Annotated in this window: 19 protein-coding genes; 13 read left to right on the top strand and 6 right to left on the bottom strand. The window is 70.1% G+C overall.

Going from position 1 to position 25,829, the window contains the following annotated elements; translation table 11 throughout:
- Positions 1-105: 105 nt before the first annotated feature.
- Positions 106-1,413, top strand: a complete 1,308-nt coding sequence (locus ACQ3HE_RS12335) for a heparan-alpha-glucosaminide N-acetyltransferase domain-containing protein (protein WP_430892962.1) — start codon at positions 106-108, stop codon at positions 1,411-1,413.
- Positions 1,410-2,513 (top strand): hypothetical protein, encoded by a 1,104-nt coding sequence (locus ACQ3HE_RS12330; protein WP_430892961.1) that lies wholly within the window; start codon positions 1,410-1,412, stop codon positions 2,511-2,513. The genes ACQ3HE_RS12335 and ACQ3HE_RS12330 overlap by 4 nt, the downstream gene beginning before the upstream one ends.
- Before the next feature lie 77 nt (positions 2,514-2,590).
- Here ACQ3HE_RS12330 and ACQ3HE_RS12325 read toward each other — a convergent pair whose 3' ends face one another.
- Together ACQ3HE_RS12325 and ACQ3HE_RS12320 are read right to left on the bottom strand one after the other, a co-directional pair.
- Positions 2,591-3,445, bottom strand: a complete 855-nt coding sequence (locus ACQ3HE_RS12325; RefSeq protein WP_430892959.1) for a M55 family metallopeptidase — start codon at positions 3,443-3,445, stop codon at positions 2,591-2,593.
- A complete protein-coding gene (locus tag ACQ3HE_RS12320; protein WP_430892957.1) occupies positions 3,442-4,383 on the bottom strand; it encodes a serine hydrolase in 942 nt (313 codons plus the stop codon). The genes ACQ3HE_RS12325 and ACQ3HE_RS12320 overlap by 4 nt, the downstream gene beginning before the upstream one ends.
- 93 nt (positions 4,384-4,476) lie before the next feature.
- Between ACQ3HE_RS12320 and ACQ3HE_RS12315 the strand changes: the two genes are divergently transcribed.
- From ACQ3HE_RS12315 to ACQ3HE_RS12270, 10 genes are all read left to right on the top strand, one after another.
- Positions 4,477-6,105, top strand: coding sequence for a PucR family transcriptional regulator (locus tag ACQ3HE_RS12315; RefSeq protein ID WP_430892956.1), 1,629 nt, complete (start codon positions 4,477-4,479; stop codon positions 6,103-6,105).
- A gap of 147 nt (positions 6,106-6,252) precedes the next feature.
- Positions 6,253-7,857 carry an ABC transporter substrate-binding protein gene (locus ACQ3HE_RS12310; protein ID WP_430892954.1) on the top strand — a complete coding sequence of 535 codons (1,605 nt, stop codon included), beginning with the start codon at positions 6,253-6,255 and terminating at the stop codon, positions 7,855-7,857.
- Between the two features lie 14 nt (positions 7,858-7,871).
- Complete coding sequence (locus tag ACQ3HE_RS12305; protein ID WP_430892952.1) at positions 7,872-8,897, top strand: ABC transporter permease; 1,026 nt, start codon at positions 7,872-7,874, stop codon at positions 8,895-8,897.
- A gap of 1 nt (position 8,898) precedes the next feature.
- Complete coding sequence (locus ACQ3HE_RS12300) at positions 8,899-10,740, top strand: dipeptide/oligopeptide/nickel ABC transporter permease/ATP-binding protein (RefSeq protein WP_430892950.1); 1,842 nt, start codon at positions 8,899-8,901, stop codon at positions 10,738-10,740.
- The gene (locus tag ACQ3HE_RS12295) at positions 10,737-11,564 is read left to right on the top strand and encodes an ABC transporter ATP-binding protein (RefSeq protein ID WP_430892948.1); all 828 of its coding nucleotides are present in this window, start codon (positions 10,737-10,739) and stop codon (positions 11,562-11,564) included. Before ACQ3HE_RS12300 ends, ACQ3HE_RS12295 begins: the two co-directional genes overlap by 4 nt.
- Positions 11,561-15,055, top strand: a complete 3,495-nt coding sequence (locus tag ACQ3HE_RS12290; protein WP_430892946.1) for a serine hydrolase — start codon at positions 11,561-11,563, stop codon at positions 15,053-15,055. Before ACQ3HE_RS12295 ends, ACQ3HE_RS12290 begins: the two co-directional genes overlap by 4 nt.
- Complete coding sequence (locus tag ACQ3HE_RS12285) at positions 15,052-15,933, top strand: GNAT family N-acetyltransferase (protein WP_430892945.1); 882 nt, start codon at positions 15,052-15,054, stop codon at positions 15,931-15,933. The genes ACQ3HE_RS12290 and ACQ3HE_RS12285 overlap by 4 nt, the downstream gene beginning before the upstream one ends.
- Positions 15,920-17,050, top strand: coding sequence for an o-succinylbenzoate synthase (menC, locus tag ACQ3HE_RS12280; protein ID WP_124767784.1), 1,131 nt, complete (start codon positions 15,920-15,922; stop codon positions 17,048-17,050). The genes ACQ3HE_RS12285 and menC overlap by 14 nt, the downstream gene beginning before the upstream one ends.
- Positions 17,051-17,109: 59 nt before the next feature.
- The gene (locus tag ACQ3HE_RS12275) at positions 17,110-18,180 is read left to right on the top strand and encodes a dipeptidase (RefSeq protein WP_430892943.1); all 1,071 of its coding nucleotides are present in this window, start codon (positions 17,110-17,112) and stop codon (positions 18,178-18,180) included.
- Positions 18,181-18,182: 2 nt separating this feature from the next.
- Positions 18,183-19,325 (top strand): M20/M25/M40 family metallo-hydrolase, encoded by a 1,143-nt coding sequence (locus tag ACQ3HE_RS12270; protein ID WP_430892941.1) that lies wholly within the window; start codon positions 18,183-18,185, stop codon positions 19,323-19,325.
- A 70-nt stretch (positions 19,326-19,395) separates the two neighbouring features.
- Here ACQ3HE_RS12270 and ACQ3HE_RS12265 read toward each other — a convergent pair whose 3' ends face one another.
- Positions 19,396-21,114: a bifunctional 3'-5' exonuclease/DNA polymerase gene (locus tag ACQ3HE_RS12265; protein WP_430892939.1), complete on the bottom strand. Its 1,719-nt coding sequence runs from the start codon at positions 21,112-21,114 to the stop codon at positions 19,396-19,398.
- Between the two features lie 219 nt (positions 21,115-21,333).
- Between ACQ3HE_RS12265 and ACQ3HE_RS12260 the strand changes: the two genes are divergently transcribed.
- Complete coding sequence (locus ACQ3HE_RS12260; RefSeq protein WP_064294105.1) at positions 21,334-21,648, top strand: YbjQ family protein; 315 nt, start codon at positions 21,334-21,336, stop codon at positions 21,646-21,648.
- Between the two features lie 229 nt (positions 21,649-21,877).
- Here the strand turns inward: ACQ3HE_RS12260 and ACQ3HE_RS12255 are convergent, their stop codons facing one another.
- The 3 genes from ACQ3HE_RS12255 to ACQ3HE_RS12245 are packed head-to-tail and all read right to left on the bottom strand — an operon-like array spanning position 21,878 to position 25,796.
- Positions 21,878-23,599: a dipeptide ABC transporter ATP-binding protein gene (locus tag ACQ3HE_RS12255; RefSeq protein ID WP_194600045.1), complete on the bottom strand. Its 1,722-nt coding sequence runs from the start codon at positions 23,597-23,599 to the stop codon at positions 21,878-21,880.
- Positions 23,596-24,720 carry an ABC transporter permease gene (locus tag ACQ3HE_RS12250; RefSeq protein WP_430892937.1) on the bottom strand — a complete coding sequence of 375 codons (1,125 nt, stop codon included), beginning with the start codon at positions 24,718-24,720 and terminating at the stop codon, positions 23,596-23,598. The genes ACQ3HE_RS12255 and ACQ3HE_RS12250 overlap by 4 nt, the downstream gene beginning before the upstream one ends.
- A gap of 2 nt (positions 24,721-24,722) precedes the next feature.
- A complete protein-coding gene (locus ACQ3HE_RS12245) occupies positions 24,723-25,796 on the bottom strand; it encodes an ABC transporter permease (protein WP_124767788.1) in 1,074 nt (357 codons plus the stop codon).
- Between the last annotated feature and the right edge of the window lie 33 nt (positions 25,797-25,829).

Genomic DNA, 25,829 nt, shown 5'->3' with positions numbered 1-25,829 from the left:
AACAGAGCGGACGCACCCGGGCAACCTTCACAGCGTACCGGACGGGAGCCCGTACCGCCACCGCGGGCCTGTCGCGGAGCCGCCACGCGTGGGATGCTGGACCCGATGAGCACCCCAGCCAGCCGACAGCGCGCCGACCGACTGATCGGTCTCGACCTCGCGCGCTTCCTTGCGCTCATCGGCATGATGGCCACGCACGTCTGGGCGTTCGACATCGCGACCGGTGGACACACGCCGATCACGGAAGTGTTGTCGGGCAAGGCCGCGGCCCTGTTCGCCGTGCTGGCCGGGATCGGGATCGTGCTCACGAGCCGCCGCGACCTCGCCGCCGGTTCTCCCGCCGCCGCGCGCCTCAACCTCTTCGGACGCGGCTTCGCCCTGCTCGTCCTCGGCCTCACCCTCGGCGTCCTGCCCGGCGGCATCTACGTGATCATCGCCTACTACGGCGTGACCTTCTGGCTCGCGATCCCGGCCGTCACATGGCGTCCGCGCACGCTGCTGATCGTCGCGGCCGTCTGGGCGGTGGTCTGGCCGATCTGCTCGCAGGCGCTCCGGGTGCCGCTCAGTGGCGTCGACTCCCCCGAGATCGGCAGTGCGTCTTGGTTCGATGTCTCGAGCGGTGGGTTCGCCCGCGGGCTGCTCCTCACCGGGGTGTACCCGGCACTCACCTGGATCGTCTACGTCCTCGTCGGGATGGCGGTCGGCCGGCTGCTCATGGATGCGCGGGCGAACGGGACCCTGCGCCGGTTCGCACTCCGGCTCGCGGCGATCGGACTCGTCGTCGCCATCGCCGCGGATCGCCTCGCCGCCCTGCTCCTCGGTCCCGTCGGCGGCGTGCAGGGCATCGCGCGCGCCTGGACCGGCGGCCTCGAGCCCGATCCGACGACGATCACCGCCGTCGAGGACGCCCTCGCCGAAGGGATGTACGGCACGAGCCCCACGGAGTCCTTCTGGTGGCTCGTCGCCCGCGCTCCGCACTCGGGCACCACGCTCGACCTCGTCTTCACGATCGGGATCGCGGCGGTCGTCATCGGCCTGTGCCTGGCGCTCGGCACCGTCCTGAACCGCGGATGGTCACTCGCGCTCCTGCCGGCGACCGGCGCCGGGGCCGCTCCGCTCACCGTCTATTCGGCGCACGTCTTCATGGCGTCGGTGGGCGCCTTGGTCGCCGCGATCGCCGGGACGTATGCGGACACGGCGTGGCTCATCTCGAGCCCGCAGCTCTGGCTCGTACACGTCGCCGGCGCGCTCCTCCTCGGCTGGATCATCGCCCTCACCAAGCGTCGCGGACCGCTCGAGACACTGGTCCATGCGGCCGGCCGGGCACTCACCGTCGCGGCGAACCGCCCTGGTCGGACGCTCGCGACGATGACGCCCGTGCCCGTACCCCACGGAACACCCGACGTGCGATGACCGCACCGACGACTCGAACCACGACGCCGGACACGCGAGCACTCACCGAACGGATCGACCGACGCGCACTCCGCGAGTACCGCAGGGGCCTCCCGGGCGAGGTCCGTCCACCACTCATGGCGGCGATCTGGCCCGCCGTCGTGCTGGCAGTGCTGCCGGTCGGCTTCCTCTCCGCCTGGTGGCTCGTGCTCGAAGACGGCTCGATCCCGGCCGAGCCCTGGGACTGGTCGGCCCTGATCCTCCTGCCCTACCTCGCGCTACCCGTCGGCATGCTCGTCCTGCTGGTGCGCACGGTCCGACGACGCAGCGGCGTCCGCCAGTTCCGGCTGGACCGGTTCGCGCGGGCGAACGGCCTGAGCTACCGTCCGTTCGCCATACCGGTGGCGTTGCCCGGCCTGATCTTCACGATGGGCGGGACGAGCGTGGTCAGGGACCTGCTGTGGCGGGGCGGCCGGTCGCCGTTGTCTGTCGGGAACCTGCGCACGACCATCGGTTCGGGACGGAACCGCAAGGAGCACCGCTGGGGCTACGTGGCCCTCCGGCTGCCGGTGGCGCTCCCCCACATCGTCTTAGACGCCGTCGGCAACAACTCGCTCCTGCACCCCCGTCTGCCCGTCACCTACGCCAAGGACCAGCGGCTGTCGCTCGAAGGCGACTTCGACCGCCACTTCGAGCTGTACTGCCCGCGCGGGTACGAGACCGACGCCCTCTACCTCTTCACGCCCGACATCATGGCGAGGTTCATCGACACCGTCGCCGAGCTCGATGTCGAGATCGTCGACGACCACCTCTTCCTCTACTCACCCAAGGACCTCTCGACCCTCGACCCCGAGGTGTGGACGTGGCTGATGTCGGTCGTCGACATCCTGACCGAGCGCATCACGCAGTGGGAGCGCTGGCGGGACCGCCGACTGGAACCCGTCGGCGCGGCCACGATGCCGGGCGCGTTCCCACTGATCCGTCCGCCTCGGGGCGTGGCCGGGCAGGGCAGACGCCTGTCCCGGCGGACGGGATGGTGGTGGGTGATCGGGCTCGCCCTCGCCGTCTACGGGTGGTATCTCATCATCGGCGACGCGGTCCGGGCGATCACCGGCGGCTGAGCCCGTCCCAGCTCGCGAACTGTCACTTCGGAACAGTGCGGGCCGCGAACACCCGCATCAACTGACAGTTCGCGGGCTCAGACGCGAGTGATGAGTGCTTGCCGCGCGGCGACGGCCGCTGCCGCGAGCTGGTAGTAGACCGTGATGATGCCGATGACCTCATCCGTCGTTGCCAGGGTCCGGCGCACGGTGCGGTCACCGACGCGCTCGACACCCGGGATCCCGACGGCCATCTCGGCCGCGACCGTGAGTGGCAGATCGACCTCCAGTACCAGCTCCTCCGGCAGCACCGGCCGCGGCAGCTCGGCGTGACCCCGGACGGCACGCTCTGCGGCTGAACGCACGACCTCCCTGGCCACCGACGGCGCGAGCGAATTCGTCGCGGCGTACCCGTGAGCGATTTTCACCTCGGCGACCGCAGCACCGGGGATCCGATCCCGCACGACCTCGCAGATGACATCGTCGCCCGTCACGAGACCGACCGGAACACCGAGCGACGCCGCGTACAGGGCGTTGACCTCCGCCTCGGACACCGCCTGACCGTTGATCCGGACGCCCGTGAAGTGACTGGAGAAGGTGTGCGTGAGGACTCCCGGCCCGCCGGCGGGCGCGTGGTAGCCGATGAAGAGCGCGAGGTCGCAGTCGGCTGTGAGCCCCTCGGCCATGCACTGCAGCTTCGGGCTCCCGAAGACGAGACGGGCCCTGGGATCGAGCAGTTCGTGCAGGAGGTTGTCCATCGTGCCGTGCGAGTCGTTGACGACGACCTCCGTGGCACCCCCGTCGAACGCACCCGAGATCGCCGCGTTCGTCTCCAGCGTCATGAGCTCCTGGGAACGCGGGTATCCATGCCCGCCGCGGACCACCTGGTCGAACGTCGCGATCCCTGCAATGCCCTCCATGTCGACCGACAGGTACACCTTCACCGCACTCATACCGGTAGTCCCTGGCTCGAACGCAGAGCGTCGACGGCGACGCGGGCCACCGTGCCGATCGCGCGGTCGGCATCGGGGTGGCGCAGTTCGAGGCTCGACTCCCGGAGGAACACCCCCACCGCGTACCGTCCGCCGTCCGGGTACTCCACGACACCCGCCTCGTTGCGGATGAAGAAGAGCGTGCCCGTCTTGCCACTGACCTTCACGCGGGAATCGGGGAATCCTGCGACGAGTCGATGTGACCAGGCCTGCAACCCGAGCACCCGGCGCACCTCGGCCGCAGCGGCCGCCCCGATGACCTCGTCGCGCCAGACGGCCGCCAGCAGCGTCGTGATCTCCCGGGGCGTCGTCCGGTCGTTCGACTCGGGGTTCGAGACCCGTGAGGACTGCAGCTGCGCGAGGTCGGCGGCGGTCAGGGTCCCGGCCCGAAGGCGAACCTCCAGTTCGCCCAGTGACTCGCCGAGGTCCTCGGCCATCATGCGGAACAGTGCGTCGCAGTCCACCGGGACGACCGTCCGCTCGAGCCCGAAGCTCCGCATCGTGGCGTTCACCGAGTCGAGGCCGACGAGATCGGCGATGAGGTCGTTGGCCCGGTTGTCACTCACGGACATCATCAGGACGGAGAGGTCACGGAGCGACAGCTCGACGTCGTCGAGGAGGATCGAGAGGCCGGTCGGCCCGTCGGTGCGGCGCTCATCGGCTCCGACGTGGATCCGCTGTCGTGGGTCGAGGGCTCCGGCCTCGTACTGCCGAGCGAGCTCGACGAGCACGGGCAGCTTGAAGACGCTCGCGGTGACGACGTCGGTGTCGGCGTCCAGCCCGACCTCGACGCCCGAGTCGATGTCGACGGCGTGCACGTATCCGCGGACACCGAGCGGCTCGAGGACCGATTCGATCCGAGCTGCGATGACCGGATCGGAGTCTTGAGTGATCGTCATCCACCCAGTATCTTCGTGCACCAATGGAGCCGATTCGTCCAAGAGTCCAACTCTGGGGGGTTCGAGCTGTTCGATCGAGCAGAAATGGGTCAGATGAACGAGCAGCGCACGCCGGATCGAGTCACCCCTGCAGCGACGCTGGGACGGCTGTTCGATCGGCTCGGCTCCACACTGCTCTCGCTGGAGGCAGGGCACCTGGATGCGAGCACGCAGGTGTCTGCGGTCGTCCTCTACGACCCGCTCGACCCGCCGACGATCACGAGCGGCACGATCGTGCTCGGCGTCGGTCTCACCGGCCCGGATCAGATGGCGGCCCAGATCCGCTCTCTCGCGGCGGACGGGGCGGTCGCGCTCGTGGTGCGTGAACCGGTGCCGACGAGTCGCGAGGTCGCCGAGGCCATCGCAGAGAGCGACATGGTGCTCCTCGGGCTGATCCGCGGCGCCTCGTGGATCCAGGTGGCGACCATGCTGAACTCGACGCTGAGCCCCGAGGGCTCGGAGAGCGGCATCGTCGGCTCGGGGACGGATGCGGCGGCCGAGCTCTTCGAACTCGCCGACGCGGTCGCCGCTCTCCTGCAGGCACCCGTCACGATCGAGAACCTGTCCTCACGTGTGCTGGCGTTCTCCGCCGACCAGGCCGGCACGGATGAACCGCGGCGGCAGACCATCCTCGGCCTGCAGGTGCCCGACGTCTACGGCGACATGCACCGCGCCCAGGGGGTGTTCCGCCAGATCTACACCTCGCCGACACCGGTCTTCGTGAAGTCCGTCGTCAGCGGAAGCCTCCCCCGCGTCGCGATGCGGGTGAAGGCCGGCGAGGAGGTCCTCGGGTCGATCTGGGCGGTCGTCGAGGAGCCGCTCACAGCTCAGCGGGCCCAGGGCATGGTGGAAGCTGCGCGCGTCGTCGCGCTCACCATGCTGCGAGCGCGCGTGGCGTTCGACGCCTCCGCTCGATTGCGGCTCGGGCTCGTCAGCATGCTGCTCGACGGCGGTATCCGCGCGCGGGAGGCGGCGACACAGCTCGACATCGCCGCCGACGCCGCGTGCGTCATCGCCCTCGGACCCGGCGAGCGCGGAGCAGGCGACGAAGCGAGATCGGAGGCGGAGCTGCAGCGGGTGACGAGCACCTTGAACATGTACCTGCAGCCGATCTACCCGAGGGCCATCGCCGCGCTCCTCGGCGGGGTGATCTATGCGGTCGTCCCGCTGCGTGCGGCCGATGAGCGGATGCAGTCCGAGATGGTGCAGCTCGCGCGGGAGTTCGTGTCGCGGATGGACGCGCCGAGCCGGTTCTTCGCCGGCGTGGGGAGCGTGGTTCCGAGTGTGTCGGCGCTCACCGAGTCGAAGTCCGAGGCCGATGGGGCGCTCCGTGTGCTCCGGAACCGTGCGGTCGTCGGCGAGCAGGTGGCGACCGCCGACGAGGTGCAGGTGGATTGGCTGATGCTGCGGATCTCCGATTCGCTGGCGGTCGACGGGATCGTCGCCACCGGCCCGCTCGCGACCCTCCGCACCTACGACGCGCAGCACGGGACCGAGTTCGTCGCGACACTCCGCTCCTGGTTGGACCATTTCGGGGACGTCCGTTCGGCATCCCAGGCGATGCATGTGCACACGAACACGTTCCGCTACCGACTGGGTCGACTGTCCGAGATCGCCGGCATCGACCTCGACGATGCCGCCAGCCGATTCGGTCTGATGCTGCAGCTCCGTCTGCTCGGCTGATGCGATCGCGGACTGTTCGATCCGACGATCGGGACGTCGATACTGGTCCGATCACACGATGATCGGTTCGAGGGCAGGGCGCAAGGTTGAACAACCGGTGACGTAACCGTCATCCGCCGCCCACACATCGAACAGAAGGCCGATCGAATGACCGTACGCGCCCTCGCCACCGCGGCCCTCGCCGCAGTCGGCATGCTCGCCCTCGTCTCCTGCAGCGCCGCCGCACCGGGAGGGTCGTCCTCCGAGGACTTCGCCGAGGACGGCACGTTCACGACGATGATCTCGCAGGACCCCGGCGACCTGAACCCGCTCGTCACCAACCTCGTCTCCGCCCAGTTCGTCAACGCCTACGCCTACGACTCCCTGCTCTTCGTCGAGCCATCGACGGGCGACCCCAAGCCGTATCTCGCCACGAGCTGGGAGGACGGCGCGGACCGCGTCTCCTTCACGCTGCGGGACGACATCACCTGCTCGGACGGCACACCGTTCACCGCCCAGGTCGCCGCCGACAACTTCTCCTGGGTCGCCGACCCCGCCAACGGCTCCCCGCTCATGGGCACGACCGTCCCGGCCGGTACCGTCGCGACCGCCGAGGGTGACGTCCTGACCGTCACGACGCCCGGCCCGTCGCCCTTCCTCCTGAAGATCATCGGCTCCGCCGCCCTCGCATGTCCCGCCGCGCTCGAGGACCCGAAGGCGGCCAGCGCCGCCAGCGTCGGCACCGGTCCGTTCACCATCACCGAGGTCGTGCCGAACGACCACATCACGCTCGAACGTCGCGACGACTACACCTGGGGCCCTGACGGTCTCACGACCGCCGCAGCCGGGGTGCCGAAGACGGTGACCGTCAAGATCGTCACCGACCCGAGCACCGCCGCGAACCTGCTCCTCGCCGGCGAGCTGAACGCCGCTCCCGTCACCGGCGCCGATGAGGAACGCGTGATCGGCGCGTCGCTCGACTCCCGCTCCTACTCCGCGATGTCCGGCGAGATCATGTTCAACCAGTACGAGGGGCTGCCGACGGCCGATGTCGCGGTACGCCAGGCGCTCATCCAAGCCGCCGACCTCGACACGTACACGACGATCAACACCGCGGAGAAGGGCGTGCGGGCGACCTCGCTCCTCGCTCCCGAACCACTCATGTGCACCTACGACAGCGTCGACGGCGCGGTCCCGGGCTTCGACGCGAAGGCGGCCGCCAAGACGCTCGCCGACGCTGGCTGGACGAAGGGCGCCGGCGGCAAGCTGGAGCGCGACGGCAGTCCACTCGCCATCAGCGTCGTGTACATCAACTCGATCGATGCGCAGAGCGCCGGTGCGGAATACCTCGCCGGGCTCTGGGAGGAGCTCGGCGTCACCGTCAAGCTCGTCGGTGGTGACCGCAACGCCCTCCTGTCGAACACCTTCTCGGCGGTCGACCCGAGCTCCTGGAGCGTCGTGCTCGGTCTCACCATCCAGACCAACACCCCGTCGATCCTCCCGCCCTACCTGTCCGGAGCGATCCCGCCGGACGGCATCAACTTCGCCTCGGTCGACAACCCGGAGTACACCGAGCTGGCCACCACGGCCGCGTCGCTCGCCGGCGACGAGTCCTGCGCGACCTGGGAGCAGGCGGAGCGCGCACTGTTCGAATCGGCCGACATCATCCCGATCTCGATCACGAAGAGCAACATGTACTTTAACGGCGCCACGACCGTGATCGACCCCTCCGGTGGGCTCATCCCCGGTGCCGGCATCCGGGTCCTGAAGTAGCGGTCGCCGGCATCATGACGCAACAGCAGATCGCATCGACGACCGGGAGCGGCGCCCTCACGGCGACGCGTCAACGCCGCCAGGGCCGCGCGCGCGGCACCTGGAGCGCGTTCCTCCTCCGGAGGCTCGGTCGCCTCGCGATCTCGATCGTGGTGCTGGTGACCGTGTCCTTCTTCATGATCCGCCTGGTCCCCGGTGACCCCATCCGGAACGCGCTCGGCATCAACGCCACGCCCGCTGTCGTGGAAGCCCGCAGGGAAGCCCTCGGACTGAACCTGCCGCTCTGGGAGCAGTACCTGCGTTTCTGGCAGGGGCTGTTCACGGGCGACCTGGGTGAGTCGTTCTCGCTCCAGATCCCCGTCTCGCAGATCATCGCCCAGCGCCTCCCGGCCACCCTCGAACTCGCACTGCTCGCCCTCGTGACGATGCTCGTGTTCGCGATCCCGATCGGTCTCGCCGCCGCCGCACTCACCCGCGGCGGGCGGCGACGCGGTCTCGAGCTCGGCTACACCTCGGTGAGCGGATTCTTCGCCGTCGTGCCGGAGTTCCTCATCGGCGTCGGTCTCATCTACGTGTTCGCCGTTCAGCTCCATCTCCTGCCGGTCGCCGGCCGGACCGGCCCTGCGTCGTACCTGCTCCCCGTCGCAGCACTCTCGATCGGCAGCATCGCGGCCATGTCGCGCATCGTGCGGGCCGAGGCACTCACCGTGCTCGACCAGGACTACATCCGGACGGCTCGGGCGAAACGCATGCCGGCCTGGCGCGTCTACCTGCGACACGCACTGCCCAACCTGCTCACCTCGGCGCTCACCATCGGCGGACTCGTCCTCGGCGGGCTCATCGCCGGAACGGTCCTCGTGGAGACGATCTTCTCCTGGCCGGGACTCGGGCTCACGATCGTCAACTCCATCAGGGACAAGGACTACCCGGTCGCCCAGGGCGTCATCATCCTCTACGGACTCATCGTCCTGCTCGTCACGCTGCTCGTCGACGTGGTCCTCGTCCTGCTCGACCCCCGCAGCGCCCTGAAGGAGAACTGACATGGCGACCGTGCAGTCCACCGACCGACGTGGCCCGAGCCGGGTCTCACGCGTGCTTCGATCCCCGCTCGGCATCGCCACCATCGTCGGGCTCGCCATCCTCATCACCGCGACCGTCCTCGGCCCCGTCATCTGGGGCACGCAGTCGATGGTGACGGACGTCACCCAGCTGTCCGCGAAGCCGAGTGCCGCGCACCCGTTCGGCACCGATGCGGCCGGACGCGACGTGTTCGCGAGAGTGATGACCGCGACCCGGCTGTCGGTGGTCATGGCGCTCGCCGCCACCGCGATCGGCGTCACGCTCGGTATCGTCGTCGGCTTCCTGCCGTCGATCCTCCCGCGACCGGCAGCCGCCTTCATCGTGAGCGGCACGGGCATCGCCCTCGCCTTCCCGTCGCTGCTGCTCGCCATCGTGCTCTCGATCTCGGTGGGAGCGTCGTCACTCGGCGCCGTCCTCGCGATCGGGTTCGCCATGATCCCGTTCTTCGCACGGCTCGCGCAGACGATGTCCGCGAGTATCGCCGGTCGCGACTTCGTGTCGGCCGCGCGGATCCTCGGCGTCCCGCGGTGGCGCATCCTCGTCCGGCACATCCTGCCGAACGTCCGGGAACCGCTCATCGTCAACGCCAGCATCGGCGCCGGCGGGTCGCTCATCGCGTTCGCCGGGCTGTCCTTCCTCGGTCTCGGGGTACAGGCGCCGGAAACGGACTGGGGCCGCATGCTCAACGAAGGGCTCGCGAAGATCTATGTGAACCCGGCGACGGCGCTGGCCCCCGGTGCGGCGGTCATCTTCGCCGGTGTCGTCTTCACCCTCCTCGGCGAGACCCTGTCGCGTGCGTTCGGGATCGATTCGCTGGGCAGCCGACGCCAGACCACGCGCGCCCCGCGTTCGGCCCGCGTCGAGGCCGAACCCGCAGCGCTCGACGCGGCGTCCGACGCCGTGCTCAGCGTCCGCGACCTTCATGTGGCGGCTCCGTCGGGAGCCGGCTGGACCCATCCCGTCGCGGGCGTCGACTTCGACATCGCTCCCGGGGAGATCGTCGGGCTGGTCGGTGAATCGGGCTCCGGGAAGTCGCTCACGTGCCTGGCCGTCGCGGCGCTGCTGGAGGATCCGCTCGTCGTCACCGCGGGGCGCGTGCGCTTCGACGGCAGCGAACTCACCCGCCACGGCGTCGTCCCCGGCCGAGCCTCCACCCGGGCACTCGCGAAGCAGCTCGGCACCCGGCTGGCGATGGTGTTCCAGGACCCCTCGACGTCCCTCAACCCGGCCCTGCGCATCGGCCCACAGGTCGCGGAGATCGGCCTCCTGCACGAGGGCTTCGGTCGCCGTGCAGCAGCCGAACGGGCCGTCGGGCGCCTCGCCGACGTCCGGATCTCCGACCCGGAGCGACGCGCGAAGCAGTATCCGCACGAGTTCTCCGGCGGTATGCGGCAACGGGCGATGATCGCCATGGGACTCATGGGCGAACCGGCGCTCATCATCGCGGACGAGCCCACCACCGCGCTCGACGTCACGGTGCAGCGCGAGGTGCTCAGCCTGCTGCACGCCGTGAACCGCGAGACGGGGGCCGCCGTGCTGCTCGTGTCGCACGACATCGCCGTGGTCACGGGCCTCTGCACCCGCGTGATGGTGATGTACCGCGGCCGGATGGTCGAGGACCTGAGCGTGGACGCACTCCTGGCCGGTGAAGCGCAGCACCCCTACACGCGGGCACTGCTCGACGCCGTGCCGGACTTCGACGCCGAGCCGGGCACACCGTTCGCGACGATCGCCGAGGGGACCGACTTCCAGACCGAAGCGGCGCGGACCCGGACGACGGAGACACAGGGAGTGAACGCATGAGCAGTCTCGAGTTCCAGGGCCTGGACGTCCGTTTCGGAGCAGGCCGGTCGGCCGTCCACGCCGTGTCCGAGGTCGACCTGTTCATCGCGTCAGGGGCGATGGTCGGTCTCGTCGGCGAGTCCGGTTCCGGCAAGTCGACCATCGCGCGGGCGGCCGTCGGGCTGCACGAGCCGAGCGATGGCCGGATCCTCCTCGACGGGGTCGATGTCGCCCATGCCCGCGGCAAGAACGCCATCCGTCGCCAGCGCATCCAGATGGTGTTCCAAGACCCTTACTCCTGTCTCGACCCACGGATGACGATCGGCGCCTCGATCGAGGAGGCCATCGAGGTCACCGACCGTCGTTCGCGCCGCCAGGGATCGTCGACGGGCCGCAGCACGGCGGCACAACGCCGGCAACGGACCGCCGAACTCCTGCAGTTGGTCCACCTCGATCCCGACCGGACGTCGTCACTGCCGGGCGGTCTCTCCGGTGGCCAGCGCCAGCGCGTCGCGATCGCCAGGGCACTCGCTGCGGAACCCGACGTGCTCCTCGCGGACGAGATCACCTCCGCGCTCGACGTGTCGGTGCAGGGGTCCGTACTCAACCTCCTGTCGGAAATCCGCGAGCGGCTCTCCCTGACCGTCCTCTTCATCAGCCACAACCTCGCCGTCGTACGCCAGCTCTGCGACGAGGTCGCCGTGATGCGCGACGGTCGGATCGTCGAGCACGGCCCCGTCCTCGACGTCCTCGAGCGCCCCGCACACGACTACACCCGCGAACTCATCGGCGCCGTACCTCGCCTCGGCGTCCCGCTGTTCACCTCGGAAGGAACCAACGCATGACCCGCTCACTCACCATCGACGACCTCGCACGACTCGTCACCCCGACCGACACCGCCATCTCGCCGGACGGTGGACTCGTGGTGTTCACCCGCTCCGAGGTGGTCGCCGGCAAGACCACGACGTCACTCTGGAGCGTCCGGTCCGGCAGCGCAGCCCGGCGGATGACGGCCGGCCCCGGCGACAGCAGCCCGCGCTTCTCCCCCGACGGCGGATCCCTCGCGTTCCTCCGAGTCGTCGAGGGGGCACCCCAGCTGCACCGCCTCGACCTCGACGGCGGCGAGCCCGTCCGTCTGACCTCGGCCTCGACGCTTCCGATGGGCGCCGGAGCGGCCGCCTGGAGCCCGGACGGCGCTCGGATCGCCTTCACCGCACCGGTCACCCGCACGGCGGGCGCCGATCCCGAGGCACCGATCGTCACCGACCGTCTCGGCTACAAGGTGGACGGCGTCGGCTGGTTGGGCGACAAGCGCATGCACCTGTTCGTCGTCGACACGACCGGAGACGCGCCCGCACGACGCCTGACCGACGGTGACTGGAACGCGGGAGAGCCCGCCTGGTCGACCGACGGCACCGGCCTCGCATTCACCGCCGACCTCGAACCGGACGGCGATCTCGACAACGTCTCGCGTGCCTACCGGATCGTCGTCGACGACCCGATCGTCGCCCCGGCGCCAGTCGGCTCGGCCACCTTCATCGGCGGGCCGCTGCTGCGCCTCGACGACGACGGCCTGGTCGCGGTCGGAGGTGCCGACCTCCGTGTCGGGAACGCGGAGCTCATCCTGCTCGGCGGCGGTGACGACGAGCCGGACGTCGCCCTCACGGCGGACCTGGACCGGAACGTGATGCTCGGCGGCCCCGGCTACCCCGGCGGCCGTCCCGGACTCAGCCATCACGCCGGCGGGGCCGCGGAGATCGTCTTCTGCGTCCGCGATCGCGGATGGACCCACCTGTACGCCATCGGCACCGACGGCAACGGCCTCCGCACGGTGATCGCGAACGAGGACGAGGTGGTCTCCGCCCTCTCCGTCGCCCGCGACGCCCGCCGCGCTTCGGTGATCCTGACGACGCAGTCGAGCTTCGGCGAGGTGGCCGTCGTCGATCTGGACACCGGCGAGGTGTCCGTCCTCACGACCCTCACCGCGGACGCTCTGCCCGACGTCACGGTCCTCGCCGCCGAGCAGCGCGAGTTCGAGATCTCCGACGGCGGCACCGTGCACGGATGGCTGCTCTCCGCTCCCGAGACCGACGGTGCCGCGCCACTCCTCCTCGACATCCACGGCGGACCACACAACTCGTGGACCGGCGTCGCGGACAGCGCCCACCTGTACCACCAGGTGCTCGCGGCCTCGGGCTGGCGGGTCCTCACGCTGAACCCGCGCGGTTCCGACGGCTACGGCGAGGAGTTCATGCGCGCCGTCATCGGCGGCTGGGGAAGCGCCGACGGCCCCGACTTCCATGAACCGATCGACGCGCTGATCGCGGAGGGTCTCGTCGACGCCGACCGCCTCGCGGTGACCGGCTACAGCTACGGCGGTTTCAGCACCGCCTACCTCACCGCTCACAGTGACCGGTTCGCGGCGGCCGTCGCGGGCGGTCTGGTCTGCGACTTCACGGCGGTGGCCGGGGCGTCCGACGCCGGAGGCTACCTCGCGAAGATCTCCGTCGGCGGCACGGTCGTCGACGACGCCGAGAAGTTCCTCGCCGCATCGCCGATCAGCGCGGTCGGGAACGTGACGACGCCGACGCTCATCCTGCACGGCGCCCAGGACCAGCGCTGCCCGCTCAACCAGGCCGAGCAGTGGTTCTCGGGCCTGCGATCGCAGGAGGTGCCCGTGCGTCTGGTCTCGTACCCCGGCGCCACCCACGCGTTCGTCGTCACGGGATCGCTCAGCCAGCGGATGGACTACAACCGTCGCGTCATCGACTGGGTCGAACGCTACACGCCGCCCGTGCCCGCCCGCTCCGTCGGTCCCGCCCGCGCCGCCCTCGACACCGCCGCCTGGCAGTCCGAGCTCGACGTGCTGCGTGAGCGATACGGCGTCACCGGCGCGCAGTTCGGCATCGTCGAACTGACGGCCGACGGTCGACCGCTCTCCCGCACCACGGTCGCCTCCGGAGTCCTGAACGCCGCGACGGGCGCACCGGCCGGTGTGGACGCCATCTTCCAGATCGGTTCCATCACCAAGGTCTGGACCACCACGCTCATCATGCAGCTCGTGGACGAGGGGCTGCTCTCGCTGGAGGACACCGTCCGATCCGTGCTGCCCGACTTCGCGCTCGACGACGAGGAGACCGCGGCGAACGTCACCATCAGGTCGCTGCTCTCCCACCGGAGCGGCATCGACGGCGACCTGTTCACGAACACGGGGCGCGGCGACGACTGCATCGAGCTGTACGTCGCGACGCTGCAGACCGCCCGCCAAGTCCACGCCCTCGACGACGGCTTCTCCTACTGCAACTCCGGATTCGTCATCCTCGGTCGGATCGTCGAGGTGCTCCGCGACGGGCAGTACGACGCGATCCTCCGCGAGCGGCTCATCCAGCCGCTCGGTCTCGAGCACACCGTGACGCTCCTGGAGGACGTCCCCCGGTTCGCTGCGGCCGCCGGACACCGCCCAGACGGGGTTCCCGCGTCGGTCTGGCCGATCACCCGTTCGATGGGGGCGGCCGGCAACATCGTGGCGAGCATCGGCGACCTGCTCACCTTCGCCGAGTTGGGGCTCCGCCTGGGCGAGACCGCCGACGGGACGCGGATCCTCTCGCGCGAGTCCGCCGTGCTGATGCAGCAGGAGCAGATCGACCTGACCGACATCTACCCGTCGCTCACCGGTTGGGGACTCGGCTGGTTCCTCGAGGAATGGTCCGGTGCACGCGTGTACGGCCACGACGGCGGCACGATCGGCCAGCGCGCCTACCTCCGGGTGTTCCCCGATCAGCAGCTCGCGATCGGTCTCCTCACGACTGGTGGCCGCCCGGACGGGCTCTACCACGACCTCTTCGAGAGCGCCGCGTCGACCATCGCCGGGATGCACGCACCGGCGGGAGCCAGTCCGATCGATCGCGCCGAGGTCCCCGCGGAGGTCGCGCTCGGCACCTACGGGACCAGCGGCCTCGGCATCGAGATCCGCGAGGCCGAGGAGCACCTCGAGATGGTCGTCACCGAGCGGGTCCAGGTGGTGCCCTCAGAGAGCGAACCGGAGGTCGCCACCTCGGCGGCCGAGGCGGCGAGCGCCGTCACCGAACCAGCGGACGAGAGCGCGGTGGATGCGACCGACGATTCGGCGGGCTCCTCGACGGACGACACCCGGACCGCCGACCCGGCACCGACGCCGGCGAACGTCGTCAAGCTGATTCCGTCCTCCCTTCCCGGCGTCTGGGTGATGCGGGCACCGGGCAGCGCCGGCTGGGCGCAGGTGCGACCGCACCGCGGCGGCACCTACGTCGGCCTGCGATTCCTGCCGCGTGAGGTCCGTGACGAGGTCGAGGTATGAGCAGCCGGACGACCGCGGAGGTACCGCGGGCGGCACCGTCAGCCGCAGCCGTCCTCGACGACGCGCAGACGACGGCGGGTCGATACGCCGAGCAGAGCGGGGTCGTCGTCCGCCTGCTCGCGTCGCCCGCCGAGATGGCCGCGGCTGCCGCCCTCCTGGCCGACGTCTGGGGCATGGAGGCGAAGCACTCGAGGCTCGATCCGAGCATGCTCGTCGCCATGGTGCACTCCGGCAACTACGTCGCAGGAGCGTTCGTCGACGACGCGCTCGTCGCCGCGTCGGTCGGGTTCTTCCACCCGCCGCTCGCCCACGCGATGCACTCCCACATCACGGGTGTGCTGCGTGCGTACTCGGGACACGGGATCGGCGCGGCGCTGAAGTTCCACCAGCGCGCCTGGTGCCTCGAGCGATCGGTCACCACCATGACGTGGACGTTCGACCCGCTCGTCGCCCGCAACGCGTATTTCAACCTCCGCAAACTCGGCGGGCGGGCGGTCGAGTACCTACCCGACTTCTACGGGCCGATGCTCGACGAGCTGAACCTGGGCCAACCGAGCGACCGCATGCTGCTCGAGTGGGACCTGGCGTCGCCGGTCGTGCGAGCCGCTCCGCTCGAGCAACCGGCGGTCGCGGTGCTGCTCCGCGGTCCCCAGGGGCCGATCATCGGCTCAGCACCCGCAGACGGCGTCGACGCCATCCGCATCGACCTCCCGGAGGACGTCGAAGCCCTCCGGGCGCGGGACGCGACGACCGCTCGTGCCTGGCGCGACGCGTTGCGCTCGGTCACGACAGGACTGCTCGCCGACGGCTGGCAGCTCACCGATTTCGACCGCAGCGGGTTCTACCGCGCGGAGAGGAGCACCCATGCACATCCTTGACGTCGAGCTCATCACCGTCCGGCTCCCCCTGGTCAGCCCGTTCACCACGTCGTTCAGCACCCAGACCGAGCGGACCCCGCTCCTCGTCAAGGTCACGGCGCTCGAGGACGGCGTCCGCACCGTCGGGTGGGGTGAGTGCGTTGCGTTGAACGACCCGGTGTACTCCGAGGAGTACCTCGACGGCGCGCGGTCGATGCTCGAGGGCTATCTGATCCCGATCCTGTTCGCGGCGCAGGCGGCCGGGACGGACATCACCGCGGAGCGGGTCGGCCACGTCCTCCGGCACATCGTCGGACACCGCATGGCGAAATCCGCCCTCGAGATGGCCGTGCTGGACGCACAGCTGCGCGCAGCGGGCCGCTCCTTCGCGGACTTCTTCGGCGCAACAGTCGACCGGGTGCCCTCCGGGGTGTCCGTCGGTATCCACGAGTCCACCGCGCAACTGCTCGACGCGGTCGGAGGCTACCTCGACGAGGGCTACGTGCGCATCAAGCTGAAGATCAAGCCCGGCTGGGACATCGAACCCGTGCGCGCCGTGCGCGAGCGGTTCGGCGACATCCCCCTGCAGGTCGACGCGAACGCCGCCTACACCCTGCTCGACGCACCGTTGCTCCGGCGCCTCGACGCCTTCGACCTCCTCCTGATCGAGCAGCCGCTCGCCGAGGACGACCTCCGGCAGCACGCGCAGTTGGCGACGCTGATGACCACCCCCATGTGCCTCGACGAGTCCATCGTCTCCGCGGCGCGCGCCGCCGACGCCATCGCGTGGGGCGCGGCCGCCATCATCAACATCAAACCCGGGCGGGTAGGCGGGTACCTGGAGGCGAAACGCATCCACGACATCGCGAGCGCGAACGGGGTCGCGGTCTGGTGCGGCGGCATGCTCGAAACCGGCATCGGCAGGGCGGCCAACGCGGCGCTGGCCGGCATGCCGGGCTTCACGCTGCCGGGCGACATCTCCGCCTCCGACCGCTTCTACCGCGAGGACATCACGGCGCCGTTCGTCCTCGACGGCGGCGACATCGCGATCCCGACCGGTCCAGGTCTCGGGGTCGAGCCGATCCCCGAGGTCCTCGCGGACGTGACGGTGCACACGGTCACCCTGCGCGCCTCGTGACGAACGCGTCGAAGGTGTCCACGGGGCGGCCGACGGGGGTCGTCCCCGGGAGTTTCCCCGTGATCGACGGACACAACGACCTGCCGTGGGCTGCCCGGGAGGGTTCGGGGTACGCCGTCACCGGCTTGGACGGCGACGGCGACGCATCCGCTTTCCAGACCGACCTCGCGCGGCTCGAACGCGGCGGCGTCCGAGGGCAGTTCTGGTCCGTCTACGTCCCGGTCGGACTCGCTCCCGGCGATGCGGTCCAGGCCACCCTCGAGCAGATCGACTTCGTACACCGGCTGACCGCCCAGTACCCCGACCGCCTGTCCCTCGCCCGCACCGCCGATGACGTCAGGCACGCCTGGGCGACCGGACGCATCGCCTCACTCCTCGGCGCGGAGGGTGGACACAGCATCGGCGACTCGCTCCCGACCCTGCGGATGCTCGCACGACTCGGTGTCCGGTACCTCACGCTGACCCACAACGACAACACCCCCTGGGCGGACTCGGCGACCGACGAGTCGGTACACGGTGGACTCACCGAACGCGGGAGGGAGATCGTCGCCGAGATGAACCGCATCGGGATGATCGTCGACCTCTCGCACGTCGCGACCAGCACGATGACGGACGCGCTCGACGCGACGACCGCCCCCGTGATCTTCAGCCACTCGTCCTGCCGAGCGCTCTGCTCGCACGAGCGCAACGTCCCCGACGCGGTCCTCGAACGACTCCCCGGCAACGGCGGCATCGTCATGGTGGCGTTCGTCCCGCCCTTCCTGAGCGACGAGTACGCCGACTGGTGGCGCGGCGGTCGGCACGGGCCGAAGCCGACGGTGACCATCGACGACGTCGTCCGCCACATCGAGCACGCTCGTGATGTCGCCGGCATCGAGCACATCGGGCTCGGGGGCGACTACGACGGCTTCGACGACTTCCCGGTCGGTATGGGCGACGTGACCTCCTACGCCCGCGTGCGTGATGCGCTCCGCGAGCGACGGTGGAGCGACGACGACCTGGACCGGCTCGCGGGCCTGAACGCCCTCCGCGTCATCGGCGACACGGAGCGCTCAGTGCCGGGCGTCACCGACGACCTCGACCGACCGGCACCCGGGAACGGGCGCACACCATCTCCGGAAGGACCCTGACCATGCCAGCGAACGAGACGACGGTCCTCGACGAAACGACCCTGCGACTGCCCGAGATGCTCTCCGACCTGCAACGCCTCGTCGAGACCGAGTCTCCGTCGGGGGATCACGCAGCGGTCGCAGCGAGCGCCGCCGTCGTCGCGGAGCTGGTCGAGCAGCGACTGGGCCGCACGCCCGAGATACTCGTGGAGAACGGCTGCACCCATGTCCGACTGCGGTTCGGCGCGCCTCGGGTGCTCCTGCTCGCCCATCACGACACGGTGTGGCCGCTCGGCTCCCTCGCCGTCCAGCCGTTCTCCATCGTGGACGGGGTCATCCGGGGTCCCGGGTGCTTCGACATGAAGGTCGGGCTCGTGCAGGCCATCCACGCCATGGCGACGCTCCGCGACCGCGGCGGCGACGACGCACTCGACGGGATCGAGCTGCTGGTGACCGGCGATGAGGAGCTCGGCTCCCCCGATTCGCGCGAACTCATCGAGGCGGACGCAGCCGGCTGTTCGGCCGCGCTCGTCCTGGAGGCCTCCGGTGACGGCGGTGCGCTGAAGATCGGACGCAAGGGCGTCGCGGTGTACCGCCTGGACATCACCGGGCGGGCCGCCCATGCCGGGCTCGAGCCGGAGCTGGGCGTCAACGCCGGTGTCGAGTTGGCGCACCAGATCCTCCGGATCAGCGGGTTCGGCCGGTCGGCCCTCGGGACCACCGTCACCCCCACCGCCGCCGGAGTCGGCACCACGTCGAACACCGTTCCGGCCGCCGCGCACCTCCTCGTGGACTCGCGTGCGACGAGTCTCGACGAACAGTCGCGCGTCGATGCCGAGATGCATGCACTCACACCGGTCCTGGCCGGGGCGCTGGTCACGGTGGACGGTGCACCGAACCGACCACCCATGGACCACGAGCACACCGAACCGGTGTTCGCCCGTGCGCTCCGACTCGCGGGCGAGCACGACCTCGGCCCGCTGACGGGGATCGATGTCGGCGGCGGTTCCGACGGCAACTTCACCGCGGGGATCGGGGTACCCACGCTGGACGGTCTCGGCGCGGTCGGTGGCGGCGCTCACGCGGCCGATGAGCACGCGCTTGTGGACTCGATCGCCCCGCGGACGGCGCTCCTGGTTCATCTCGTCGCGGACCTCCTCCCCTGAGCAGGCTCGCGAACTGTCACTTCGGAACAGTGCGGGCCGCGCACACCCGCATCAACTGACAGTTCGCGGGCTACTTGGCGTCGGCGTAGGAGGTGACGACGGCGGTGGTGACCGGGAACTCGACCGGCGCGGTGCCGAAGATCAGGCGACCGGCCTCCGCCGCCGCCTCACGCACGAGGGCGACGACCCGCTCGGTCTGGTGCTCGGGGCAGTGGACGACGATCTCGTCGTGGAGGAAGAAGACGAGGTGGGCCGACTCGGTGAGCGCGGCCGCCGGACCGACCGACTCTGCGGCGAGCGCCTGCAACCGTGTCCGGAGGCCGGCCATCCAGCACAGCGCCCATTCGGCGGCGGTGCCCTGCACCACGAAGTTGCGGGTGAAGCGACCCCAGCTGCGCGCCTCCATGCGGGCGCGCTGTGTCGCGGCGGCGTTCGCGCCCTCCATCGAGGCGGCCGACTGGATCTCCCGCCAGTCGGCACCGGGGAGCGGAGAGGTCCGACCGAGTCGGGTACTGACCCGCTCGCCGCGTTCTCCTGCCCTGGCCGCCGTCTCGACGAACTCGATCGCCCGCGGGAACGCCCTCGTGAGCCGGGGCAGGAGGCGCCCGCTCTCCCCGGTCGTCGCGCCGTACATGGCACCGAGCATCGCGATCTTCGCGTGTGGTCTGGTGTCGACCGCGCCGACGTCGACCATGCCCTGGTAGAGGTCGACGCCGCGTCCGGCATCGGCCATCGCGCGGTCGCCGGACATCGCCGTGAGGATCCGTGGTTCGAGCTGCGCGGCGTCGGCGACGACGAAACGCCAACCCTCGTCCGCGAGGACGGCACCGCGGACCTGGTGCGGAAGCTGGAGGGCACCGCCACCGTCGGACGCCCAGCGGCCCGTGACGACCCCGCCGGGAACGTAGGTGGGACGGAAGCGTCCGTCCTTCACCCAGGTCTCGACCCACGTCCAACCGTTCGCGGTGAGGAGACGCGACAACTTCTTGTACCGGAGCAGTGGCTCGATGACGGGGTGCTCTATCTCCTGCAGCTCCCACTGCCGGGTGGAGGTCGCGTTGATGCCGGCACGCTGGAGCGCCTTGAGGAGTTCGCCCGGTGACTCGGGGCTGAGCTCCTGCACCCCGAGGGCGGCCTTGACCTCCTCGAGGACCGCGGCCAGCTTCGCCGGACGGACACCGGGCGGCACCTTGGGGCCGAGGGCTTCCGCGAGGATGCGGTCGTGGGCCTCGGCGTCCCACGGGAGACCGGCGAAGGTCATCTCCGTGGCGATGAGGGCACCGGCGGACTCGGCGGCGAGGAGGAGTCCGAGCTGCGAGCGTCCCTGCGGTGTCGCGCCGTCGACGGCGTCGCGCTGGAGCGTGAACTCGGCGACGGGATCGCGTTCGCCACCCGGGAGGTCGAGGTCGAAGAGGGTCCCGACCGCCTCCGCACGCTGGGCGACGCGCGGATCGAGGACCTCGTCCCACGGGCCGGCCGGAGCGGCCGCGAGGGCGGAGTCGGCGGTGAAGGCGGCGTTGCGGAGGAGGTTGTGGGAGAGCCGGAGGTCGACGCAGCGGGCGATCCGGACACCCGCGGCGAGGAGCGCCGGGTACCAGAGCGTGGTGTCGTCCCACACCCAGCGCGGCGGGTTCGGCTCGGCTTCGAGACGCCGGACGAAGGCCGCGAGGTCGGCCCGCGGCATGGTGGTCTCGGAGACCGGAGCTGGTTCGCCGGACGGAGTGGGGCGGTCCTCGAGGTGCACGACGCGCACGCGGGCGCCGTCGAGCTGCTGGAGGACGATGTGCACCACCCCAGTCTGCCGTCACCCGCCGACCTCGCCCGACGCGACCTCTCGCTGGAGACACGAGACCCGGACGGAATCGCGCGTTCAATCCGGGTCTCGTGCGGGCAGCGCAGGGACGGAACGGGGGCGGCGGGCTCGCTGGGCGGCAGGCACGGCCAAGCAGTCCCCGAAGACGGGACATCCCCCCTATGGGGGTGGGCGCAGCGGTGCCAGACTGCGAGCATGCTGATCTCGACGATGAACGATGTCCCCGGCCGCCAGGTCACCGAGGTGCTGGGCGAGGTGACCGGACTCACGGTCCGTGCACGCAACGCGGGCGTGCAACTCGGCGCCAACTTCAAGGCGCTGCTGGGCGGTGAGCTCTCCGGGCTCACCAAGCAGCTCGCTGAGAGCCGCGAGGAGGCGAAGCAGCGACTCATCGAGGCCGCCACCGCCCTCGGAGCCGACGCGGTGCTCGCGATGCGGTTCGACGCGGCCGAGGTCGGCCAGAACTACCAGGAGGTCGTCGCCTACGGCACCGCCGTCAAGCTCGGCTGAGCACGGGGCCTGAACCGACGCGGTCCCTGAGCTCCATCCCGGTCCCTGAGCTTGTCGAAGGGCGCACTTCGACAAGCTCAGTGACCGGGGGGGGTGAGGCTCAGGGACCGGGGGGTGAGGCTCAGGGACCGGGGGGTGAGGCTCAGGGACCGGGGGGGGTGAGGCTCAGGGATCGGGGGGTGAGGCTCAGGGACCGGGCCCTTCGACAGGCTCAGGGACCGAAGAAGGATCAGGCGCGGAGGCGCTTGAGCTCCTCGCGACGGACGGCCTGCTCGGCCGGGTCTGGCACGGGGAGTGACGCGAGGAGACGACGCGTGTAGACGTCGCTCGGCGCACCGAGCACCGCTGAGCCGGGCCCCTCCTCCACGATGTCGCCGCGATACAGCACGACGATGCGGTCGGCGAGGATGTCGACCACCGCGAGGTCGTGGCTGATGAACAGCGACGCGAACCCGAACTCACGCTGCAGCTCGGCGAAAAGCTCCAGTACGCGAGCCTGCACCGACACGTCGAGTGCCGAGGTCGGTTCGTCGGCGACCAGCAGTGCCGGTTCGAGCGCCAACGCCCGCGCGAGCGAAGCGCGCTGCCGTTGCCCACCGGAGAGCTCGTGCGGGAACCGGTCGCCGAACGCCTTCGGCAGCTGAACCGCTTCGAGCAACTCATCCACCCGACGCCGGGCAGCTCGGGCGTCGCCGAAGCGACCGTGCACGATGAGCGGTTCCGCCACGCACTCGGCGATCGTGAGCAGTGGGTTGAAGCTCGTCGCCGGGTCTTGGAACACGAACCCGATCTCGCGGCGCTTCGGGGCGAACTCGCGCTCCTTCACCCGGTTCATCTCCACACCGAGCACCGACAGCGAGCCGCCGGTCACCTTGGTGAGCCCGGCGATGGCGCGGCCGATCGTGGTCTTGCCGGACCCCGACTCCCCCACCAGGCCGAGGACCTCGCCCGCGTGGATCGTGAAGTCGACGCCCTTGACCGCCCGGAACCCGGCACGACCGAAGCGGCCGGGGTACTCGATCTCGAGCCCCTTCGCGACCACCACCGGCTCACCGAGCTGCAGCTGCTTGCCGCGCTCGACCTCGGCCGGCGCGGAGCTCTTGCCGCGGCCGACGTGCGGCACCGACGACAGGAGCTTCTTGGTGTACTCGGCCTTCGGTGAGGAGAACAGCTCCTGGACGGGAGCCTCCTCGACGATGTCGCCCTGGTACATGACCACGACGCGGTCGGCGAGGTCGGCGACGACGCCCATGTTGTGGGTGATGAGGACGATGGCCGTCCCGAACTCGTCCCGGCACCGACGCAGGAGGTCGAGGATCTCCGCCTGCACCGTGACGTCGAGCGCCGTCGTCGGCTCGTCCGCCACGATCAGTCCGGGGTCGAGCACGAGCGCCATCGCGATGACGATGCGCTGCTTCTGCCCGCCGGAGAACTGGTGCGGGAAGTAGTCGACCCGCTCCTCCGGCTCCGGGATGCCGACGCGACGCAGGATGTCGATGGCCTTGGCCCGCGCCTCGGCCTTCGTGTACGACCCGTGCGCGCGGAGACCTTCGGCGATCTGCCACCCCACCTTGTAGACGGGGTTGAGGGCCGTGGACGGCTCCTGGAACACCATCGCCGCGTCGCTGCCGCGGATGGACCGCAGCTGCTCCGCCGACGCCGTGACGACGTCCTGCTCGGTCGAACCGTCGCGCGAGCGCAGGACGACCGCGCCGGAGGCCGTGGCCGTCTCCGGGAGCAGACCGAGGATGGTCTTGGCCGTGACCGTCTTGCCCGAGCCGGACTCACCGACGATCGCGACGATCTCGCGCGGTGCGACCGACAGCGAGATGTCGTTGATCGCCTTCACGGCGCCGGCGTCGGTCGAGAACGAGACCCCGAGGTCGCGGATGCTGACGATGTCCGTGGTGCCGAGGTCGCGTGGACCGGTGGTCGGCGTCGACTGGCTCATGAGCGCTCGTCCTCTCGTCGGTTCTCCAGATCGCTGTCCGCCGCGGCGTCGCTCACGACTCCCAGCGACTCGGCGTCCATCATCCCGGCGCCACCGGGGCTGTCGGGCGTGCCACCGGTGGTCGTGATGCTCGACGTCGCAGCGACCGATCCGCTCGACGCACCGACACGACGACGGCTGCGCAGACGCGGGTCTGACAGGTCGTTGAGGCTCTCACCGACGAGCGTGATGCCGAGCACGACGAGCACGATCGCGAGGCCGGGGAACAGCGCGGTCCACCAGATCCCGCTCGTGACGTCGGAGACGGACCGGTTGAGGTCGTAGCCCCACTCGGCGGCCGCGGTCGGCTCGATGCCGAACCCGAGGAAGCCGAGCCCCGCGAGCGTGAGGATGGCCTCGGAGGCGTTGAGGGTGATGATGAGCGGCAGGGTCCGCGTCGCGTTCCGCAGCACGTGACGGAACGTGATGCGGGAGCTCGACGCACCGATGACCTTCGCCGACTCGACGAACGCCTCGCTCTTGATACGCACGACCTCGGAGCGGATCACCCGGAAGTACTGCGGAATGAACACCACGGTGATCGAGATCGCGGCGGCGAGGATGCCACCCCAGAGGCTCGACTGCCCGCGGCTGATGACGATCGACATGACGATCGCGAGCAGCAGCGACGGGAAGGCGTAGACCGCGTCGCACACGACCACGAGCACGCGGTCGAGCCAGCCACCGAAGTACCCGGCGACGAGCCCGAGCAGGACGCCGATGAAGATCGACAGGATGATCGCGGAGACGATGACGAAGAGCGCGGTCTGGGCGCCCCAGAGCACCCGGGACAGGACGTCGTACCCGCCGACGGTCGTGCCGAGGAGGTTCGTCGCGTTCGGCGCCTGCTGCGTGCCGAACGAACCGTCGTCGCCGCGCAGCTGGTTGAACCGGTAGGGCGCGACGAGCGGCGCGAGGATCGCGATGAGCACGAACACGCCCGTGACGACGAGACCGATGACGAGCATCGCCCGCTGCAGCCCGACCGACTGGCGGAACTGCTTCACGACGGGCAGGCGGTCGCGCAGCGGACGCTTCGCTGGCGCGGTCTGCACGGCGGTGGTGGCTGTCGGAGCACTCATGCTCAGTACCTCACCCTCGGGTCGATGATCGCCGCGATGATGTCGACGATGAAGTTGGTCAGGGCCACGATGACGGCCAGCAGCGCGACGATCCCCTGGACGGCGACGAAGTCACGCGCCTTGAGGTACTCGCTCAGCATGAAGCCGAGGCCCTTCCATTCGAAGGTCGTCTCGGTGAGGACCGCGCCCGCGAGGAGGAGCGCGATCTGCAGGCCGATGACCGTGATGATCGGGATGAGCGCCGGACGGTAGGCGTGCTTCGTCACGAGCCGGAACTCGCTGACGCCGCGCGACCGGGCCGCGTCGACGTAGCCGGAACCGAGCGTGCCGATGACGTTGGTGCGGACCAGCCGCAGGAAGACGCCGGCCGTCAACAGGCCGAGGGCGATCGCCGGGAGCACCGCGTGGGCGAGGACGTCGCTGATCGCCGTCGGGTCGCCGAGGCGGATCGCGTCGATCAGGTAGATGCCGGACGGGTTGGAGATGGTCTGGAGCGTCAGCTCGGTGCCGGTGCTCGCTCGACCGGCGACCGGGAGGATCCCGAGCCAGACGGAGAAGACCAGCTTGAGCAGCAGGCCGGCGAAGAACACCGGGGTGGCGTAGCTGAGGATCGCGAAGACGCGGAGGCCCGCGTCCTGCCAGCGGTCGCGGCGGGCGGCGGCGAGCATGCCGAGCGGGATGCCGACGATGAACGCGACGATGAGGGCGTAGATCGCGAGTTCGAGGGTCGCGGAGCCGTAGGTGAGGAGGACCTCGATGACCGGGCGGTTGTCGGAGATCGTCGTGCCGAAGTTGCCGACGGCGATCTGTCCGAGGAACTCGAAGTACTGGACGAAGAGCGGCCGGTCGTAGCCGGCGGCGCTGATGCGTTCCGCAAGTTGGTCGGCTGGGAGGCGACCGCCGAGCGCCGCGGTGATCGGGTCACCGGTCAGGCGCATCAGGAAGAAGACCATGGTGACGAGGATGAACACCGTCGGGATGATCAGCAGGAAGCGGATGACGAGGTACCGCCAGAGTCCGCCACCTCCGGAACGTCTGGCCGCCTTGGGGGGTGGGGTTGCGACAGCTGCCGTCATTGCAGTGGATCCTCCTCGATCACCGACTCGGTA

Origin of the sequence: Plantibacter auratus, from assembly GCF_050587365.1 — a bacterium.
GTDB lineage: Bacteria > Actinomycetota > Actinomycetes > Actinomycetales > Microbacteriaceae > Plantibacter > Plantibacter auratus.
The sequence above is the reverse complement of the archived record's forward strand: the minus strand, read 5'-3'. Positions and strand labels throughout refer to the sequence as shown.

Excerpts from the sequence above, each read along its gene's own strand:
- menC (WP_124767784.1), top strand. The coding sequence starts at position 15,920 with ATGCACATCCTTGACGTCGAGCTCATCACCGTCCGGCTCCCCCTGGTC.
- ACQ3HE_RS12330 (WP_430892961.1), top strand. The coding sequence starts at position 1,410 with ATGACCGCACCGACGACTCGAACCACGACGCCGGACACGCGAGCACTC.
- ACQ3HE_RS12255 (WP_194600045.1), bottom strand. The coding sequence starts at position 23,599 with ATGAGCCAGTCGACGCCGACCACCGGTCCACGCGACCTCGGCACCACG.
- ACQ3HE_RS12245 (WP_124767788.1), bottom strand. The coding sequence starts at position 25,796 with ATGACGGCAGCTGTCGCAACCCCACCCCCCAAGGCGGCCAGACGTTCC.
- ACQ3HE_RS12285 (WP_430892945.1), top strand. The coding sequence starts at position 15,052 with ATGAGCAGCCGGACGACCGCGGAGGTACCGCGGGCGGCACCGTCAGCC.
- ACQ3HE_RS12315 (WP_430892956.1), top strand. The coding sequence starts at position 4,477 with ATGAACGAGCAGCGCACGCCGGATCGAGTCACCCCTGCAGCGACGCTG.
- ACQ3HE_RS12305 (WP_430892952.1), top strand. The coding sequence starts at position 7,872 with ATGACGCAACAGCAGATCGCATCGACGACCGGGAGCGGCGCCCTCACG.
- ACQ3HE_RS12335 (WP_430892962.1), top strand. The coding sequence starts at position 106 with ATGAGCACCCCAGCCAGCCGACAGCGCGCCGACCGACTGATCGGTCTC.
- ACQ3HE_RS12320 (WP_430892957.1), bottom strand. The coding sequence starts at position 4,383 with ATGACGATCACTCAAGACTCCGATCCGGTCATCGCAGCTCGGATCGAA.
- ACQ3HE_RS12290 (WP_430892946.1), top strand. The coding sequence starts at position 11,561 with ATGACCCGCTCACTCACCATCGACGACCTCGCACGACTCGTCACCCCG.
- ACQ3HE_RS12260 (WP_064294105.1), top strand. The coding sequence starts at position 21,334 with ATGCTGATCTCGACGATGAACGATGTCCCCGGCCGCCAGGTCACCGAG.
- ACQ3HE_RS12270 (WP_430892941.1), top strand. The coding sequence starts at position 18,183 with ATGCCAGCGAACGAGACGACGGTCCTCGACGAAACGACCCTGCGACTG.
- ACQ3HE_RS12250 (WP_430892937.1), bottom strand. The coding sequence starts at position 24,720 with ATGAGTGCTCCGACAGCCACCACCGCCGTGCAGACCGCGCCAGCGAAG.
- ACQ3HE_RS12310 (WP_430892954.1), top strand. The coding sequence starts at position 6,253 with ATGACCGTACGCGCCCTCGCCACCGCGGCCCTCGCCGCAGTCGGCATG.
- ACQ3HE_RS12295 (WP_430892948.1), top strand. The coding sequence starts at position 10,737 with ATGAGCAGTCTCGAGTTCCAGGGCCTGGACGTCCGTTTCGGAGCAGGC.
- ACQ3HE_RS12325 (WP_430892959.1), bottom strand. The coding sequence starts at position 3,445 with ATGAGTGCGGTGAAGGTGTACCTGTCGGTCGACATGGAGGGCATTGCA.
- ACQ3HE_RS12300 (WP_430892950.1), top strand. The coding sequence starts at position 8,899 with ATGGCGACCGTGCAGTCCACCGACCGACGTGGCCCGAGCCGGGTCTCA.